Below are 15,809 nucleotides of genomic sequence, written 5' to 3'. Positions count from 1 at the left end.
GAAAAAGCTTTAAAAGCAGCCACAACACGTCTGGAGGTGGAAAGTGAAGTTAATCAAAAAAGTGATGCTGATGTGCGTGCTGCTCTCTCTGATTGGTTGCGCGACAAATAAATATGCTTCTTCTTGTGTTGGCTGGTTGCCAATTTATTTAAGCTGGAAAGATCTGAACACCATTAGTTCAAACTTAGCAAGAGAGATCTTAAAGCACAATAATCTAGGTGAACGCGTGTGTGGGTGGAAACATGGCTAGAAAAAAAACACAAGACGATACAGAGCTTACAGAAGCAGAAAAAGAAATACTTCAAGAAATCATCATGACCTACAAAAGTGTAAAGGTGATGTCTCGTTATACGAAATGGATTGTACTCATTATACTCTTATTAGCCCTTGATTTTTCACGTATTATGGATGCGTTTGTAAGTATTTTTACACAAAAACCAAATATCCGACTCTAAACATACTCTGAGACGCGCGAAATTCTTTAGAAAATGGATTCTTAATTTTGCTCGTCTCATGGAGACTATCAATAATGTCTTTGTACATTTAAAACAGTGGCTAACCAAAAACTGAAAGCTTTATCCCCTCCCCGCTTTTGAAACGGGGAGATGAAATCGGTTTTAAAACTAAGCAGCTTTCGTAACAGATGTTGCTAAAACCCGCTTAGCTTCTTTAATGAGGGCTTTATATTTTCTATTCTCTTCATCTACTCTGAAGGCATCAAGAAGACGCATATGAATAGGACCTAAAAGATATAAAACTTTTTCGCCAGCGTTCATACCTTCCCAATAACTTGGCAAATCAAAGCGCGTATCATTATCATAATCAACAGCTTGGTTTTTTAGTTTCTTTTCACACTCAATAAAGTAACGGCGTGCTTGACGTCCTTTCTCATTACGTTCCACCATTGAGAGCTCTTTCGCCATGTCTAAAGTGATGTGGTATTCTGTACTTGGACGACCGCCTTTAGGTTTTACTAAATTTTTAGTAAAACTCACAAAGTCCTGATTTTTTTGAAAAGAATATTCTTCAATCCGTCGTGAAATCCAATCGTTGAAGCGTATATTAACTTCTAAAAACGTATGCAACTCGCGTGCGTTAACAGTTTGAACAGTTTCTTGTCCAATGATTTGTTCTTTAATTTCTATGAGAGTGTTCATAGTGAACTCCTAGTTGTTAGAGGTTTGTTAATGACACTCTAAAAAAGAGTGCCGGGTGCTAACAAACACGGCAACTAGCCCGTCGTTATGCTTTCCCCGTGAAGGTATTTTATAGCATAACCACACCCGACGAAATCATTATATGCGTCTAACATACAATGAGTCAAAGCTTTTAATATGCGGAAAATTAGTTATTTCGGTAACCAATCCGCTAGTTGTTTTAAGGTGTTTGTTAAGCACCTGATTCGAAAATACACATTACAGAAATAATGTCAAGCCTTTCCTGTTATAAATGAAGCCCACTGTTCCAAGAGAACATGTCGCTGTTCTAAAAAATCCGTTCGCATATAAGCTTTTGTCACTGAACTCCCAACTGAATGGGCAAGAACAGTTTCGGCAATCTCAAATGGTGTTGACGTTGTCTCTGCTATCCAATCCCGTAAGCTTGAACGAAAACCATGGGGACGATAGGTTAAGCCGCAAATTGTCATATATTTTGCCATGGTGGCATCAGAAATGGGGTTGCCTCTAAGACCAGAAAAGAGAAAACCATTCTTTTCAAAGGGGAGAGTTTTTTCAATAACTCTCAAAGCTTCATCACTTAGTGGCACGCGAAAGTCTGAAACTTTCCCTACAATACCTTTCATGTTTTCTTTTGGTATAGTCCATATCTTTTTATCAATTTGTTCAAGGCGCAAATAGCGCAATGAATATGACCGTGCTCCCGTCAAAATAAGTAACTTCAATGCTAAATTTGAAAGGATATCATCCTTTAAGTTTTGATAAAAAACCGGCACTTCTTGCCATGGCATAGCAGGAATATTTGTTGATGTCGTACGTGGTTTTCCTAAAAGCGCGCGTGCCTTCATACAAGCCTGTAGATCAACATCTAAACCAAGAGCCGCAGCATATTTCAAGCAAATGTTAATACGATTAAGTGCTTTTCTTGCCGTATCTGCTTTTTCATGCCAAAGGGGTGCGAGAACATTGCGAATGATATTGGCTGTTAATTTTTCTATAGGTAAATTACCTATGTGTGGAATAACGTGCAACTCTAGTGGAGAAAACCAGCGGCCGTTTTTACCTTCATTTTTCAACTCTGCTTTTTTGCTTTCAAAAGCCGCTTTTGCAATTTCTTGGAAGATATTGCTTTGCTGTTTTAAAATAGTCTGTTCTCGAAAGACAATAGGATCATTGCCTTCTTTAAGAATATCACTATAATATCTTGCAAGCTCACGCGCTTCTTTTAAAGAGAGTTTTGTAACAGGACCAAGTCCCATTTCACGGCGCTTATTGTGGTGCGTATAGCGAAAAAACCAAGAGCGTGTATTGTCTTTTCGAACATTCAACCATAGCCCTGCTCCATCACAATATTTTCCTTGTGGAGAGGACTTTACAAGTAATGCTGATAACCGATGAATCGCCCTCACTTAACGTCCCCTCTCGTCCACCTTTTCAAGCATTGCTCGTCCACCTTTTTTGGTCCACCTTTTAGACCACCTTTAATTTCTGATTTGAGATTTTTTCTTTAATACTTACTTTTTTTATTGAATCATAAAAAGCTATAGACATCAATATGCTCTTACACATCTTTATATACTTTGAATCTTGTTGCTAAAGCCTGATTCGCTCTCTGGGGGCACCATATGATGTTTTAATTACGTGTAGCTTATTCATTTTCCGATCCTTTTTAAATTCAGGAGAAGGTAGAGCTAAACGTGAATTTATAAAACGTATTATTTTATCAAACTTCTTTTTTAATGCTTTAAATTCAACTAATTCCTATTAAGAAAATAGGTTAGAGTTTAAGTTTCTAATGAATATACTAACAACTCCGTAACATTGGCAAAATTATCCGGTGAGCCATTATTAAAAGAATCAGAAAGTTTTTTGTAAAGTTCTTACCACAAACATTTTCTTCAATAAAACCACCTAATGCATCAGCCTTAAAGTCTTTTAAAGCTTTAATCGGATAAGGAGTATGATTATAAAGTACATGCGTTTCATTTATTAAAGCAATTTTTTTCTTTTAAAAGATTATAGCCTTCTATTTAACAGCGTTTTTTGCTGTAAAACTCAAATTATCTGTCTGTTCAACTAAAAGAACTTTATTGTTTAGCTTTTGTGCTTTTTTCAAAGAGATGTGGGCTTTCAAGAATAAGCTTTTCTCGTGCTTTTTGTAACTGTTTAATAACTTCATCAATCTTTGATGGAGAACAAAAAGCTTCTTGGCTATTCAACAAATGCAGCCTCTCCTTTCCCTCATATAAACATTGCATCTGAGATTGAAGTATTCTAACTTCTTGAAAAAAAAGACGTCCTGTTTCCTTAAAACCATTGTTAAGTGCAAAAAGTTGATCGGAAATGGATAGCAGAATTTGTTTTAAAAAACGCTCATTTTCTTGGCGTTTACGATATTCTAAAATAAGAGCATGGCTTATCTCATCTAACTGTTTTTTTGTAGAATCAATTTGACGCAATAAATTTGCTTTTTCCCCCATATCACCTTTTCTCACCTTCACAAGCATAGCATGAATATCTAACAACTTAATTGCGGAATGAGATAAATAATCAACAACTGTAGGCGTATTAACATAGCGTTTCCGTGCAATCATCACAAACTCACCTAATGACTGTTTTTTACATTCATCCCGCTATTTATTTTCCATTTTACAAAGCCATTCTAAAGAAAGTGCTAAAAAATATTACCTCCAATGCATTATTCGATGTCCCCTTCTCTCTTTTCACTATCAACGTGGAATCCGTGGAGAGAGAAAACGTACAGGTGTATAAAGGATAAGATGTGTTGTTTTCTCCAACACACTACTACCATCAGCAAGAAGGGCTTGACTAGGTGACAATTCTGTACCTTGCATAATTGTGGAAGCCAAAGAACCTTCTCGAGAAAGAGCCATCAACGTTGGTGAAGATGCAAAGACATTGTGTGCTCCCCCATCCACATGAGAGAAATCAAGAACAGCTATTCCATTTTTACGCAACATTTCAATATCTGAGCCATCGCCCACACGATGATGTCCACCCGTAAGACGTCCTGAAACCGCGAGAGCTTTATCCGCTCTAGATACTAAAATAGCTGTTGGCTGCGGGAGTTTTTTTATATCATTAAGTTGGCGCTCAAATACATCAACATCAATGTCTGGTGCCGCCATTAATAAACTTGTAATACGACGAATAGGCTTATATTTTTTCTGTAAGGCTAAAGTTCTAAATGCTTCCATTATAACAAAATTGCCCATAGAATGCGCAATAACCGAAATCTGATCAGCATTGGTTTCACTAATAAGTGTTAAAAGCTCTATCAATCCGTCACGGGCAAAATTAGCACTGTCACGATCATAAATATAAAGAGGAACAGATCCGGCAGAAGGCCAAGAATAATGCACAGCGACAACATTTAAAGAATAATCATGTGTAAACTGTGCTGTACGAAATGTACCATCTGCAAAATTATTATTATACCCATGGATAAAAAGAAAAATTTCTCTTTTTCCTTTTGGCTTTTTTTCTAAAGCAGCATTTAATTGCTGTTTAAACTGTTCTTTATTATCGTATTTTTGCAATGCTACTGCTGCAAAATACTTATCATGCGTAGGTTTATAGGCATTTATTTCAACAACTCCCTTTGTATGTTGCTGAGGAATTCCTACGTCAACGCGATTGTAATGTACTTTATTTGATCGCTCTGCACCATAAGGTTGAGCGTAATTATTTTGCATCATACGACTTGTTGCAACATACACTGGAATGATGGCTTTTGGAGAAACTGGGTTCTCTTCAACTTCTCTTTCTACTGCAGTCATAGAAGGAGTTGCATGCACTCCATGCCAAAGCACAGCGCGTGAATCACTACATGCTGACAATAAAGAAATACAAATAAGAAGTGTTAAATATCTCAAAATCATTATACTTCTCACTGCAACTTTACCCCCACCCTATAAAAATATAACATTTCAAATGCACAGATAAAGTAATAAAAAATGAAACATTATTAGCAACACATCAACAAATAACATACAAAAAAGATTTTTCTATAATGCGCATAAATCCCCTCTCTCTACATAACTTCATCTCATTACAGAGACTCACCGCTAACTGGTGCGGTCGAGAAGACTCGAACTTCCACGGGTTGCCCCACAGCGACCTCAACGCTGCGCGTCTACCAATTCCGCCACGACCGCACGTGGGAAGAAAAACATTCTGGTTTTTAGCCTTTAACAAATCATAAAGAAAGGTACAAGCCAATTTTCTCTTTCTCATAATTTATTTTTATCCGGATGCTTTATAACTTAATAGAGATTACTAAAAATATCGACTTTACTACGATCTTTGAATCATCATCATAAAGTGTGCTTGTGCAGCTTGATCTTTTTCATAATAACCATGAAAGTTTTTTGTAATTGTTGTAGAGCCCTGTTTTTGGATTCCTCTCATAGCCATACACATGTGCTCCGCCTCAATCAATACTGCTACACCATGAGGCTTCAGATACGTTTTTAACGCGTGAGCCACTTGCGCTGTCATAGCTTCTTGTGTTTGTAAACGACGAGAAAAAATATCTACAACACGCACAATTTTTGAAAGGCCAACAATTTTTTCATTAGGAAGATATGCTATATGTGCTTTCCCAATAATTGGGATCATATGATGCTCACAGTGTGAATAAAAAGGTATATTTTTTACGATTACGGCTTCATTATATCCTGAAACCTCTTCAAAAACTGTACCTAAGGTTTCTTTAACCGATTGACTATAACCACTAAAAAGCTCGCGATATGCCTTGGCTATACGTCTTGGAGTATCTAAAAGCCCTTCTCTATTTGGATTTTCCCCTATCCATAAGAGTAATGTACGAATCGCTTCTTCCACCTCTTCAATACTCGGACGCTTTTCTTCAGATAAAAAAGAATCCTTCGCGTCTTCTTTAACAACATTACGCATTCAAAAACTCCAAGCTTACTCTATACAAAGCATTTGCTCCATACCTATTTCATTTTGTATAATCTCTATATAAGCGAATTAAAAGTTTAAACAATCACGACTCTCAAAATTTCAGGCAATAGCGCATGATTGATAATATCTATAATGATAAAATACTTAAATATGCTGCACATATAGGAAAAATTGGGCGTCTTAATAATCCTGATGCAACATCAAAAAAACATGCACACCTTTGTGGTTCGACAATCACTGTAGATTTAAAAGTGGAAAATGGTATTATTACGGATTTTGCCCATGAAATACACGCATGTGTGCTAGGGCAAGCATCGGCTTCACTTTTAGCATCTCATATCATCGGACAAACAACACAAGATCTTAAAATATTGCGTGAAGTTATTTATCAAATGCTAACGCAAAATGGTCCTTCTCCTCAAGCTCCATTTAAGGATTTTTCTTGCTTACAGCCCATTAAAGATTATAAAATGCGCCATGCAGCAACACTACTACCCTTTGATGCAACGATAGACTGCATTCAAAAAATTGAAGAAAAATAAATGTTCAAATCACAATCTCGACAAAAAAAATTGACTCGAAATTACACAGGCAATTGGCAAAAAACACCTGGACGATTATTGGGTATTTTCTTAATACGCTTCTATCAAATAACACTTTCAAGTCTTATAGGCAATCAATGTCGCCATGCCCCGACTTGTTCAGAATATACATATGAAGCGATTGCACGCCATGGGCTTTGGGCTGGTGCATGGATGGGACTCTTTCGTATCATACGTTGTGGGCCCTTTGGAACAGATGGCTTTGACCCAGTACCTATTTCTCTTGGAAATTCTTGCTGTTTTTATAAACCTTGGCGTTACTGGAAAATTTCTGACAAACACAACAAATAATCCTTTTCTTTTTTCGTATGTATTGATAAAAAATCAGTCTATAAGCTTTTTACTCAATTTTCACGAAACCATCCGCAATCGTTAGCGGAATTGGATTAAAAGGGTGTTTTTATGTCTTGCTCTGTTTCTCTTTCTTTTCCTGATGGTTCAAAACGTAATTACCCCTCCGAAATGACTGGTCTGGAATTAGCAGAATCCATTTCTAAATCACTCGCAAAAAAAGCTGTCGCCTATAGGCTTGATGGTATCACACGAGACTTATCGGATCCATTGGAACAATCTGGTCAAGTAGAGATTATTACCCGAGAAGATTCACGCGCTCTTGAACTCATAAGGCATGACTGCGCCCATGTCCTTGCTGAAGCAGTGCAAGAACTCTTTCCTGAAACGCAAGTAACAATAGGTCCTGTCATTGAGAATGGATTCTATTATGATTTTGCACGCCAACAACCTTTTACATTAGATGATCTCACCGTCATTGAAAAGAAAATGCGTGAAATTATCCAACGCAATAAACCTTTCAGAAAAGAAATTTGGTCTCGTGAAAAAGCGAGAAAAATTTTTTCTGAGAAAAAGGAATTTTATAAAGTTGAACTTATTGATAGCATTCCTGAAAATCAAGATTTAAAAATTTATTATCAAGGAAAATGGTTTGATCTTTGCCGCGGACCGCACATGCAATCTACAGGGCAAATTGGGAATGCTTTCAAATTAATGAAAGTCGCAGGAGCTTATTGGCGTGGCGATGCCAATAATCCAATGCTCACAAGAATTTATGGAACAGCATTTGCAAATGAAAATGACTTAAAAGCCTACCTCCATATGCTAGAAGAAGCTGAAAAACGTGATCATCGCCGCTTGGGACGTGAAATGGACTTATTTCATTTTCAAGAAGAAGGGCCAGGAATGATTTTTTGGCATAAAAAAGGTTGGAAAATGTTCCAAAACTTGATCAACTATATGCGTAGACGCCTTGATGATCATCAATATGCTGAAGTTAATGCACCACAAGTTCTCGATAGATCACTCTGGGAAATATCTGGCCATTGGGGCTGGTATAAGGAGAATATGTTCAAAGTAATTCCAGCAGCAGAAGATTCAGATCATAGGAATGTTTATGCCCTTAAGCCCATGAATTGCCCTGGTCATGTGCAAATTTTTAAACATGGTTTAAAATCTTATCGTGATTTGCCTATCAGACTTGCTGAATTTGGACTTGTTCATCGTTATGAGCCTTCGGGCTCTTTACATGGTCTTATGCGTGTGCGTGGTTTTACGCAAGATGATGCGCATATTTTTTGTACTGATGAACAATTAGCCGATGAATGTCTCAGTATTAATGATCTTATTTTATCAACTTATGCTGATTTTGGTTTTAAAGAAATTAGTCTTAAGCTTTCAACACGTCCAGAAAAACGAGTTGGGTCTGATGCATTATGGGATCATGCAGAAAGTATCATGGAATCTGTCCTTAAAACGATTGAAACAAAATTTGCAGGACAAATCAAAACAAGCATCCTTCCAGGTGAAGGAGCATTTTATGGTCCAAAATTTGAATATACATTAAAGGATGCTATCGGTCGCGAATGGCAATGTGGAACAACACAAATAGACTTTAATCTCCCCGAACGTTTTGGTGCATTCTATATTGATAAAGATTCAGAAAAACGTCAACCTGTTATGATCCACCGTGCTATCTTTGGATCAATGGAGCGTTTTCTTGGTATATTAATCGAAAATTTTGCTGGACATATGCCACTTTGGCTTGCTCCTGAACAAGTTGTTGTTGCAACAATTACGTCCGAAGCAAATGAATATGCCCAAAAAATAACAGCAAAACTTAGAGCTATTGGACTTTCCGCAACAACAGATCTCCGCAATGAAAAAATTAACTATAAAATACGAGAACATTCTTTACAAAAAATCCCCGTAATTTTGGTATGTGGTAAACGTGAAGCTGAAACAAACAGCGTAAATATGCGCCGCTTAGGAAGTACAAATCAAACCCTTTTATCTGTAGAAGATATGATTAAACAACTCTTAAATGAGGCAACACCTCCGGATTTGCAACGTGTAATAAATGCATAACATCACAAAAGATGGTAATACGTTAATTTTTTACTATAAATCTTCAATTTTTGCACAAAATGAAACGTCGTGCATTTTGCTTTTATACACAATTACCGAACACCAGAAAGAAGCACGTGATCATTCTTTACAAGGTGGATTGGTGAAAAAATTGAATGTACGCTACGAGCTGTTTAAATGTAAAAATCATAGATAATTGAATATTAATGATAACATTCATCTTTTACCTTTATAATGAAAAGATGGTGCTATTATCATAGATAGATCATTACGATAATGATAGTAACATCAATCAAGGAGACTGAAAACAAGATTACGTTTATTAATAAAAATATGTAAAATTAGCTGAACAATAATATATCTTATTCGTAAGATAAGCTCTTATAAAAAAGACAGCATGTTGATTTATAATGATAATATATCTTTATTCATATTAAATAAAGTTTCAAATATCATAGGATTCTCTCGTTTTAAATATGTTTATGTTGAATCTATCAAAATTATTTTTTGGCACGAGAAAAGCGGAATGAGTGTGTGGTTAAAAATTATTGAGAAAGGACTTTTAAAATGCCCACAATGAACCGCCTAAAGTGCTAAGGATTGTTGCAATCATTGAGGGTAGACTAAACTACATGGTAAAATAAGCTTAAGGATCCTTAAGAAACATCGCTTTAAAACAAGCACATGAATTGGTAAACCAATGGCATTATACATCCCGCAATCTGCACTGATGAGATATTGCCTTAACTTTTTATAAAGTCGAATCAAAGAAAAATGGCAAAACTCAGTGCTTATTCTTTCCCCTCTTCATATTTTACCAAATTAAAAACTCTTATAAAAAACTCGCTAAATATACATATACGATACATGACTACTCGTTGAACATATAAAACTCTAGGCGCCCCCATAAAACGTCTAAATATCTACGAAAAACATTGCCGCGCTAGACGCTAGATATTTATTTGTAAAACAATTTCAAAACACATGCTTTGCTAAAAAAAGAAACACATATAAAATAAAAAATATCATTATTATCGTGCTCTATCAAGAACACGCTTACATTCAATGAGCTCAAACAGAATTTCTTGTAACAATGCTTTATCAGTTTTATCTTTGTAAAGATTCACAGAACCGACAGATGTTTCTCCCTCATTCCTCATGAAACTCAAAAGCCCAAAAGAAGATTTTTTAGGCTTATTGCTAGCATTTTCAGAAGTTTGTCCTGCATGTTTCTTCTCTATTACTACATTCATAGCATCAAGATCACCATTACCCAATGCAGTCACAAAAGCAACACCATTTTCTTTCAAAAGGCGTTGCACACCTTTTATCGTATAACCCTGATCATATAATAACTGCTTAATACCATTGAGCAAATCAACATCGACCGGACGATAATAGCGCCTCCCTCCCCCACGTTTCATTGGTTTAATCTGCCTAAAACGTGTTTCCCAGAATCTTAAGACATGCTGCGGAAGCTCCAATAACTCGGCTACTTCGCTAATTGTGCGAAAAGCATCAGAGCTTTTATCCATTTTGTAACACCTTATTTAAAACAAAATAAATTACTTTACAATGACTCATTCTGTCTCAATTTCTCAACAAGATTAGTCAAAAATAAGACCATCATTGACCACTTACTCAACAGTCTTTTTCTAAAAAAAACAAAGACCCCTGTTTTATAATTTTTTTAACAAATACCAAACATACCATAGCGTTTATTTATGAGATATCATTTTTCTGTCTTGCACGATGCGAATCTAAAATTCTCTGTTTAAGGACATTGGCAGCCTTAAACGTCACAACACGTCGCGGCGGAATAGGTGCTTCAACACCTGTTTTTGGATTGCGTCCAACACGTTCGTTTTTACTGCGAACCTGAAAAGTTGCAAAAGAAGATAATTTAACCGCTTCTCCTCTTACAAGTGAGTTGCAAATCTCATCCAAAACCAATTCGACTAAAGCTGCTGATTCAGTATGTGACAAGCCCACTCTTTTACAAACTACGCTCGCTAAATCTGCACGCGTTACTGTCTTACTTGTCATTATAACCACCTATTAAAATATTAAAAATTACAAAATGACTTATACGTTTTCTTGAAATATGGTCAAGTAGCCATAATTTACCAACGAATAAGAATTGCTCCCCATGTAAATCCACCTCCCATGGCCTCTAACATGATAAGATCTCCTTCTTTTATTTTTCCATCGCAAACAGCTGTTGTTAAAGCCAACGGAACTGATGCCGCAGACGTATTACCATGTTGATCAACGGTAATCACAACTTTATCTAGTGAAATTCCCAGTTTTTTAGCAGATGCTTCAATAATGCGCTTATTAGCCTGATGAGGTACAAACCAATCTAGTTGTGAAGAATCCATACCTGCAGCTGCAAAACAATCATCAACCACATCCGTTATCATACCAACAGCATATTTAAAAACTTCTCGTCCTTCCATACGCAAATAGCCTGTCGTTTGTGTTGTTGAAGGTCCACCATCAACATATAGCTTATCTATATAAGCACCATTAGAGCGCAATTTCGCAGACAATATACCACGCTCAAAAGCAATACCCCCCTCAATTTCCTGTGCTTCCAAAATAGCAGCACCCGCACCATCACCAAACAAAACACATGTCGTACGATCTTCCCAATCTAAAATTCGAGAAAATGTATCGGATCCAATAACTAAAATTCTTTTAGCCGCTCCACACCGTAAATAAGAATCTCCTGTTGTTAAAGCAAAAATAAAACCAGAGCAAACAGCTTGAATATCAAAAGCAAATCCATGGCTCATTCCCAAAGCACGCTGAATTTCAACAGCAGAAGCAGGAAAAGTACGATTCGGGGTGGACGTTGCTAAAATAATACAATCAATGTCTTTTATTGTTAAACCAGCATTTGTAAGTGCTGCTTGCGCAGCCTCAACTCCTAAAGAAACAGTTGTTTCATTTTCACTGGCAATATAACGTTGGCGTATTCCTGTACGCTGAACAATCCATGAATCTGACGTTTCAACAAACTTTGCAATCTCATCATTTGATAAACTTTTCTTCGGCAAAGCACTTCCTACACCACGTATAATTGACCGAATCATTAAGCTCTTACCTTTTCTTCAAATTTTTCATTTCTATTATAAGAGCTTATCATAAGGACTCTCCATTCACTGTCTCTTCACCTTCTTGATCAAAAAGTGTTTCTTTATTCTCATGAAACCGTCGCAAATCAGCTGTTATTTTTTTCAAAAGTCCATTATTAACCATCTCATAACCAACGCGGATAGCAGAAGCAAAACCGTTAGCATTAGCACTCCCATGGCTTTTGATCACAACACCATTCAACCCCAAAAGCACTCCTCCATTCACCCTATCGGGATCCATTTTGTGTTTCAGCGTACGAAAAGCACCCCGCGATAAAAAATAGCCAAGAGATGTTAAAAAAGAACTGCGCAGTGCGGAGTTTAAAATCTCTCCTATCTGTCGCGCGGTTCCTTCTGCGGTTTTTAAAGCAATATTACCAGAAAACCCCTCTGTTACAACAACATCGACTGTTCCTTTTCCAATGTCATTGCCCTCAACAAATCCTTTATATTCCAATCCTTCTAATTGCACTTCACGCAATATCATTCCTGCTTTTTTTATTTGATAAAGTCCTTTAACCTCTTCCACCCCCACATTTAAAAGCCCAACACTTGGTCTTTCAGTGTGATATAAAGCGCGAAACATACCCGCTCCCATAACCGCCAAATCAACCAACTGACCAGCAGAGGCACCAATTGTTGCCCCAATATCCAAAACGATACTCTCACTGCGAAGTGTTGGCCAGATACCCGCAATACCAGGACGTTCAGCCTCTGCGAGCATTTTCAAACAAAAATAAGACATGGCCATGAGTGCACCCGTATTACCAGCAGAAATGCAAGCATCAGCTTCACCATTTTTTACCGCTTCAATGGCGTACCACATTGATGATTTACCACGTCCATTACGAAGTGCTTGGCTTGGCTTTTCATCCATGCGTGTATAACTTTCTGTAGGGCAAAAGCGCGATACAGAATCCAAACAAGGGTATTTTTTTAAAACTGGACGAACGTCCTCCTCTATTCCATAAAACAGAAAATAAATATTTGATAAATATTTTTGTACAATTGCTGCTCCTGCAATAGCTGCTTCTGGACCGTAATCACCGCCCATGACATCCACAGAAATTCTAATCACGCTTGCATATCCCACATCTTTTCATTTACATCTTTAAACACATATTATGATTTTTGGCTCCTGAACACTCACAAAGCAAATCTTGCAAAAATCGCTCCGCAGAAAATATCGTTTAGCATACAATAGATATTTTATGTTTTTACAATCACTTCCAATTTTTCAAAACAGAAAATGGCGAGAATTTTTGCTCTGCTTCTTCTAAATTTTCAACCATATCCATCTTTATTCTCTCTTTACGTGGATAATGATTAATAGACAACTCAAAAAACTCTTCCATGATTGCACCAATATCAATTTTATCATCATAAAACACTTCAGGAGTATCAAGCCCCTCCACATCTAAAAACAATTCTCCTGTATCCTCTGATATTTTGGGCTTCATCAAATTTGAATCTTCAGGAACAAAAACAACCTCAATATTTTCACAAAGGATATTTTCTAATGGTTCTAATGTAACAACACATAACTGTAGTATGCGCGCTTGCAACAGACCTTTTATACGTACTCCGCGTTTTTTCCACGGGAAAATATGGAAATTTCCCTCACAAGATTTTACTTCAATTAAATCATGGTTCTGAGCTAAATTTGTACATTCTTTTTTGTTTGCACAAAAATGAACCCTTATACCTTTAGCAGGTAGAGAACGTACGGATATTGGATAAGCCAAAGCAAATGTCATTTGAGGAATATTTTTAACATTCATTGACAACTCCCAAAGATAAAAACGCATAAAGCACTGTGTTTTTATTTATATCAAGTATTCATGCATTTTTTTCTTTTCTAAAGAAATTCTATATGGCATAATTCACTTTATAACAGGGAAGCTCAGTGTAAGCTACGGTAGATTAAGCTAAAATTAGAAAAAACTTGAGGTTGCCTTCTTGTCCTACATCTCAGTATAAAAAGGAGATATCATTGTTTCAAATGCCTCACATAATAGCCTTAATCAAACGTAAATTATTGATTGGTCTATCAATAACAAGCATAGGAATGCTTGCTGGATGTGGTCTTCTCGATTCTTCAGGTTCGAGCCAAATTTATAGAGAGGGCTATGTTCTTGATAGAAATGCTCTAAGTTCTATTTCTGTTGGCTCAAGTCAAGAGCAAGTTCTTTTAACTTTAGGGACCCCTTCATTAAAAACAAAATATGATAATGAAGTTTTTTATTACATCTCACAGACACGCTATCGTGGGATGCAGTTTATGAAAACAAAGATTATTGATCGCAAAGTTTTAGCCATTTACTTCAATAAAAATAATCAGGTTGCAAAAGTTGCTAATTACGGATTACAAGACGGTCAAGTGTTTGATTTTATTGCACAAACAACACCAACTGTAACAAAAGAACATCCTTTTTTAATTCAAATTATAAAAGGCCCTGCGAATTTGCCACCCCATAACTAAATCATATAGTCTACATACCGTCTCAATATTATTAGGTCTGATAATATCTGACCTAATAATGGGGGATTTCTAGCTCTTATGGGCGGACTTTTTTTGCCATACTGTCGAGAACTGCATTAACAAGTTTTGGCTCATCACCTTCAAAAAACGCCTTAGCTATGTCAACATATTCATTCATGACAACCGCAACAGGAACATCTTTACGGTTGATCAACTCCCATAAACCTGCTCGTAAAATTGCTCGCAATATAGAATCAAGACGTGAAAGAGACCACTCTGCAGAAAGCTGTTGATGAAGCAGAGGATCAAGCTGCTTTTGATCTTTTACAACACCCGTTATAATAGCCAAAAACCATTGAAAATCAGCTTCAAGATACTGGTCTCCATCGATATCTTTTCCCAAACGATAAGCTTCATACTCAGCTGCTATTTCCATCACCCCCGAACCCACGATATCCATTTGATAGAGGGCTTGAACTGCAGCGAGTCTTGCTGCTCCACGTTTATTGGCTGAACGCGGAAAATGTCTGCTTTTTATATCAGCCATATTTAACGATTATCTCCAAATCTCTTTTTTAGAGCGATCATACATAAAGCAGCTTCAGCCGCAAAACCACCTTTATTTTTGTCATCTAGATTCGCACGCACCCATGCTTGTTCTTCATTTTCAACAGTCAAAATACCATTTCCAATAGCCAAGTGCTGATGAATAGTTAAATCCATCAATGCACGACAAGAACCATTAGCAACAATTTCAAAGTGATATGTTTCGCCCCGAATAACACAACCAAGAGCAACATAACCATCATAAGATATCTTATTTTGTTCAGCAAAAGCTATTGCACTTGGTATTTCTAATGCTCCAGGAACCGTTACAACATCATAACTTGCTTCAGCTTTTTGCAAAGTATTCACTGCACCTCTCAAAAGCGCATCAGAAATCCCCTCATAAAAACGTGCTTCAACAATCAATACGTGAGGCTTTTTACGTATCTCTTTCATCATAATGGAATTCCACAAAAAACGAATCAAAAAAATCAAGGTTATAAAGCATAAAATTCTGAAAACGATCAATAGA

At 36.6% G+C, this 15,809-nt stretch carries 17 protein-coding genes and 1 tRNA gene; 5 read left to right on the top strand and 13 right to left on the bottom strand.

Annotation, left to right across the window (positions count from 1 at the left end; all coding sequences use genetic code 11):
• The first annotated feature begins 242 nt into the window (after window positions 1-242).
• Window positions 243-455, top strand: coding sequence for a hypothetical protein (locus ACFIJP_RS06820; RefSeq protein ID WP_375620805.1), 213 nt, complete (start codon window positions 243-245; stop codon window positions 453-455).
• Between the two features lie 168 nt (window positions 456-623).
• Here the strand turns inward: ACFIJP_RS06820 and ACFIJP_RS06815 are convergent, their stop codons facing one another.
• The 6 genes from ACFIJP_RS06815 to folE form a co-directional block, all read right to left on the bottom strand.
• Window positions 624-1,157: an antA/AntB antirepressor family protein gene (locus ACFIJP_RS06815; protein WP_375626493.1), complete on the bottom strand. Its 534-nt coding sequence runs from the start codon at window positions 1,155-1,157 to the stop codon at window positions 624-626.
• 272 nt (window positions 1,158-1,429) lie between these two features.
• The gene (locus tag ACFIJP_RS06810; RefSeq protein WP_375626491.1) at window positions 1,430-2,587 is read right to left on the bottom strand and encodes a tyrosine-type recombinase/integrase; all 1,158 of its coding nucleotides are present in this window, start codon (window positions 2,585-2,587) and stop codon (window positions 1,430-1,432) included.
• 678 nt (window positions 2,588-3,265) lie between these two features.
• A complete protein-coding gene (locus tag ACFIJP_RS06805) occupies window positions 3,266-3,772 on the bottom strand; it encodes a hypothetical protein (protein WP_375626489.1) in 507 nt (168 codons plus the stop codon).
• Between the two features lie 135 nt (window positions 3,773-3,907).
• Entirely contained in the window at window positions 3,908-5,080 is a 1,173-nt protein-coding gene (locus ACFIJP_RS06800; RefSeq protein ID WP_375626487.1) for an alpha/beta hydrolase, read from the bottom strand.
• Window positions 5,081-5,271: 191 nt separating this feature from the next.
• A tRNA-Leu gene (locus tag ACFIJP_RS06795) sits at window positions 5,272-5,356 on the bottom strand.
• 139 nt (window positions 5,357-5,495) lie between these two features.
• Window positions 5,496-6,116: a GTP cyclohydrolase I FolE gene (folE, locus tag ACFIJP_RS06790; protein ID WP_375620182.1), complete on the bottom strand. Its 621-nt coding sequence runs from the start codon at window positions 6,114-6,116 to the stop codon at window positions 5,496-5,498.
• A gap of 125 nt (window positions 6,117-6,241) precedes the next feature.
• Between folE and ACFIJP_RS06785 the strand changes: the two genes are divergently transcribed.
• The 3 genes from ACFIJP_RS06785 to thrS all read left to right on the top strand — a co-directional run bounded on the left by ACFIJP_RS06785 (window position 6,242) and on the right by thrS (window position 9,109).
• Window positions 6,242-6,670 carry an iron-sulfur cluster assembly scaffold protein gene (locus ACFIJP_RS06785; RefSeq protein WP_375626485.1) on the top strand — a complete coding sequence of 143 codons (429 nt, stop codon included), beginning with the start codon at window positions 6,242-6,244 and terminating at the stop codon, window positions 6,668-6,670.
• A complete protein-coding gene (yidD, locus tag ACFIJP_RS06780) occupies window positions 6,671-7,021 on the top strand; it encodes a membrane protein insertion efficiency factor YidD (RefSeq protein WP_375626483.1) in 351 nt (116 codons plus the stop codon). It abuts the gene before it with no gap.
• A gap of 111 nt (window positions 7,022-7,132) precedes the next feature.
• Window positions 7,133-9,109 carry a threonine--tRNA ligase gene (gene thrS / locus ACFIJP_RS06775; RefSeq protein WP_375626481.1) on the top strand — a complete coding sequence of 659 codons (1,977 nt, stop codon included), beginning with the start codon at window positions 7,133-7,135 and terminating at the stop codon, window positions 9,107-9,109.
• A 1,031-nt stretch (window positions 9,110-10,140) separates the two neighbouring features.
• Here the strand turns inward: thrS and ACFIJP_RS06770 are convergent.
• From ACFIJP_RS06770 to ACFIJP_RS06750, 5 genes are all read right to left on the bottom strand, one after another.
• Window positions 10,141-10,644 (bottom strand): MerR family transcriptional regulator, encoded by a 504-nt coding sequence (locus ACFIJP_RS06770; protein ID WP_375607116.1) that lies wholly within the window; start codon window positions 10,642-10,644, stop codon window positions 10,141-10,143.
• Between the two features lie 187 nt (window positions 10,645-10,831).
• Window positions 10,832-11,155, bottom strand: coding sequence for an integration host factor subunit alpha (locus tag ACFIJP_RS06765; RefSeq protein WP_375626479.1), 324 nt, complete (start codon window positions 11,153-11,155; stop codon window positions 10,832-10,834).
• Between the two features lie 77 nt (window positions 11,156-11,232).
• Window positions 11,233-12,207 carry a beta-ketoacyl-ACP synthase III gene (locus tag ACFIJP_RS06760; protein WP_375626477.1) on the bottom strand — a complete coding sequence of 325 codons (975 nt, stop codon included), beginning with the start codon at window positions 12,205-12,207 and terminating at the stop codon, window positions 11,233-11,235.
• Window positions 12,208-12,256: 49 nt separating this feature from the next.
• Window positions 12,257-13,327 carry a phosphate acyltransferase PlsX gene (plsX, locus tag ACFIJP_RS06755; RefSeq protein WP_375626475.1) on the bottom strand — a complete coding sequence of 357 codons (1,071 nt, stop codon included), beginning with the start codon at window positions 13,325-13,327 and terminating at the stop codon, window positions 12,257-12,259.
• 145 nt (window positions 13,328-13,472) lie between these two features.
• Window positions 13,473-14,030 (bottom strand): DUF177 domain-containing protein, encoded by a 558-nt coding sequence (locus ACFIJP_RS06750; RefSeq protein WP_375626473.1) that lies wholly within the window; start codon window positions 14,028-14,030, stop codon window positions 13,473-13,475.
• A 221-nt stretch (window positions 14,031-14,251) separates the two neighbouring features.
• Between ACFIJP_RS06750 and ACFIJP_RS06745 the strand changes: the two genes are divergently transcribed.
• Window positions 14,252-14,731 (top strand): outer membrane protein assembly factor BamE, encoded by a 480-nt coding sequence (locus ACFIJP_RS06745; RefSeq protein WP_375626497.1) that lies wholly within the window; start codon window positions 14,252-14,254, stop codon window positions 14,729-14,731.
• Window positions 14,732-14,807: 76 nt separating this feature from the next.
• Here ACFIJP_RS06745 and nusB read toward each other — a convergent pair whose 3' ends face one another.
• Window positions 14,808-15,278 carry a transcription antitermination factor NusB gene (gene nusB, locus ACFIJP_RS06740; protein ID WP_375626471.1) on the bottom strand — a complete coding sequence of 157 codons (471 nt, stop codon included), beginning with the start codon at window positions 15,276-15,278 and terminating at the stop codon, window positions 14,808-14,810.
• Window positions 15,279-15,280: 2 nt separating this feature from the next.
• Entirely contained in the window at window positions 15,281-15,736 is a 456-nt protein-coding gene (locus ACFIJP_RS06735; protein WP_375626469.1) for a 6,7-dimethyl-8-ribityllumazine synthase, read from the bottom strand.
• Between the last annotated feature and the right edge of the window lie 73 nt (window positions 15,737-15,809).

The sequence above is a fragment of the Bartonella sp. MU37NMGALS genome (assembly GCF_042194015.1).
GTDB lineage: Bacteria > Pseudomonadota > Alphaproteobacteria > Rhizobiales > Rhizobiaceae > Bartonella > Bartonella grahamii.
Note: the sequence above shows the minus strand (reverse complement) of the source record. Positions and strands in the feature narration are given on the sequence as shown.

What these genes read in the sequence shown, in the direction of transcription:
- ACFIJP_RS06820 (WP_375620805.1), top strand. Translation starts at nt 243, where the DNA reads ATGGCTAGAAAAAAAACACAAGACGATACAGAGCTTACAGAAGCAGAA.
- ACFIJP_RS06815 (WP_375626493.1), bottom strand. Translation starts at nt 1,157, where the DNA reads ATGAACACTCTCATAGAAATTAAAGAACAAATCATTGGACAAGAAACT.
- ACFIJP_RS06805 (WP_375626489.1), bottom strand. Translation starts at nt 3,772, where the DNA reads ATGATTGCACGGAAACGCTATGTTAATACGCCTACAGTTGTTGATTAT.
- ACFIJP_RS06800 (WP_375626487.1), bottom strand. Translation starts at nt 5,080, where the DNA reads ATGATTTTGAGATATTTAACACTTCTTATTTGTATTTCTTTATTGTCA.
- folE (WP_375620182.1), bottom strand. Translation starts at nt 6,116, where the DNA reads ATGCGTAATGTTGTTAAAGAAGACGCGAAGGATTCTTTTTTATCTGAA.
- ACFIJP_RS06785 (WP_375626485.1), top strand. Translation starts at nt 6,242, where the DNA reads ATGATTGATAATATCTATAATGATAAAATACTTAAATATGCTGCACAT.
- yidD (WP_375626483.1), top strand. Translation starts at nt 6,671, where the DNA reads ATGTTCAAATCACAATCTCGACAAAAAAAATTGACTCGAAATTACACA.
- thrS (WP_375626481.1), top strand. Translation starts at nt 7,133, where the DNA reads ATGTCTTGCTCTGTTTCTCTTTCTTTTCCTGATGGTTCAAAACGTAAT.
- ACFIJP_RS06770 (WP_375607116.1), bottom strand. Translation starts at nt 10,644, where the DNA reads ATGGATAAAAGCTCTGATGCTTTTCGCACAATTAGCGAAGTAGCCGAG.
- ACFIJP_RS06765 (WP_375626479.1), bottom strand. Translation starts at nt 11,155, where the DNA reads ATGACAAGTAAGACAGTAACGCGTGCAGATTTAGCGAGCGTAGTTTGT.
- ACFIJP_RS06760 (WP_375626477.1), bottom strand. Translation starts at nt 12,207, where the DNA reads ATGATTCGGTCAATTATACGTGGTGTAGGAAGTGCTTTGCCGAAGAAA.
- ACFIJP_RS06750 (WP_375626473.1), bottom strand. Translation starts at nt 14,030, where the DNA reads ATGAATGTTAAAAATATTCCTCAAATGACATTTGCTTTGGCTTATCCA.
- ACFIJP_RS06745 (WP_375626497.1), top strand. Translation starts at nt 14,252, where the DNA reads ATGCCTCACATAATAGCCTTAATCAAACGTAAATTATTGATTGGTCTA.
- nusB (WP_375626471.1), bottom strand. Translation starts at nt 15,278, where the DNA reads ATGGCTGATATAAAAAGCAGACATTTTCCGCGTTCAGCCAATAAACGT.
- ACFIJP_RS06735 (WP_375626469.1), bottom strand. Translation starts at nt 15,736, where the DNA reads ATGATGAAAGAGATACGTAAAAAGCCTCACGTATTGATTGTTGAAGCA.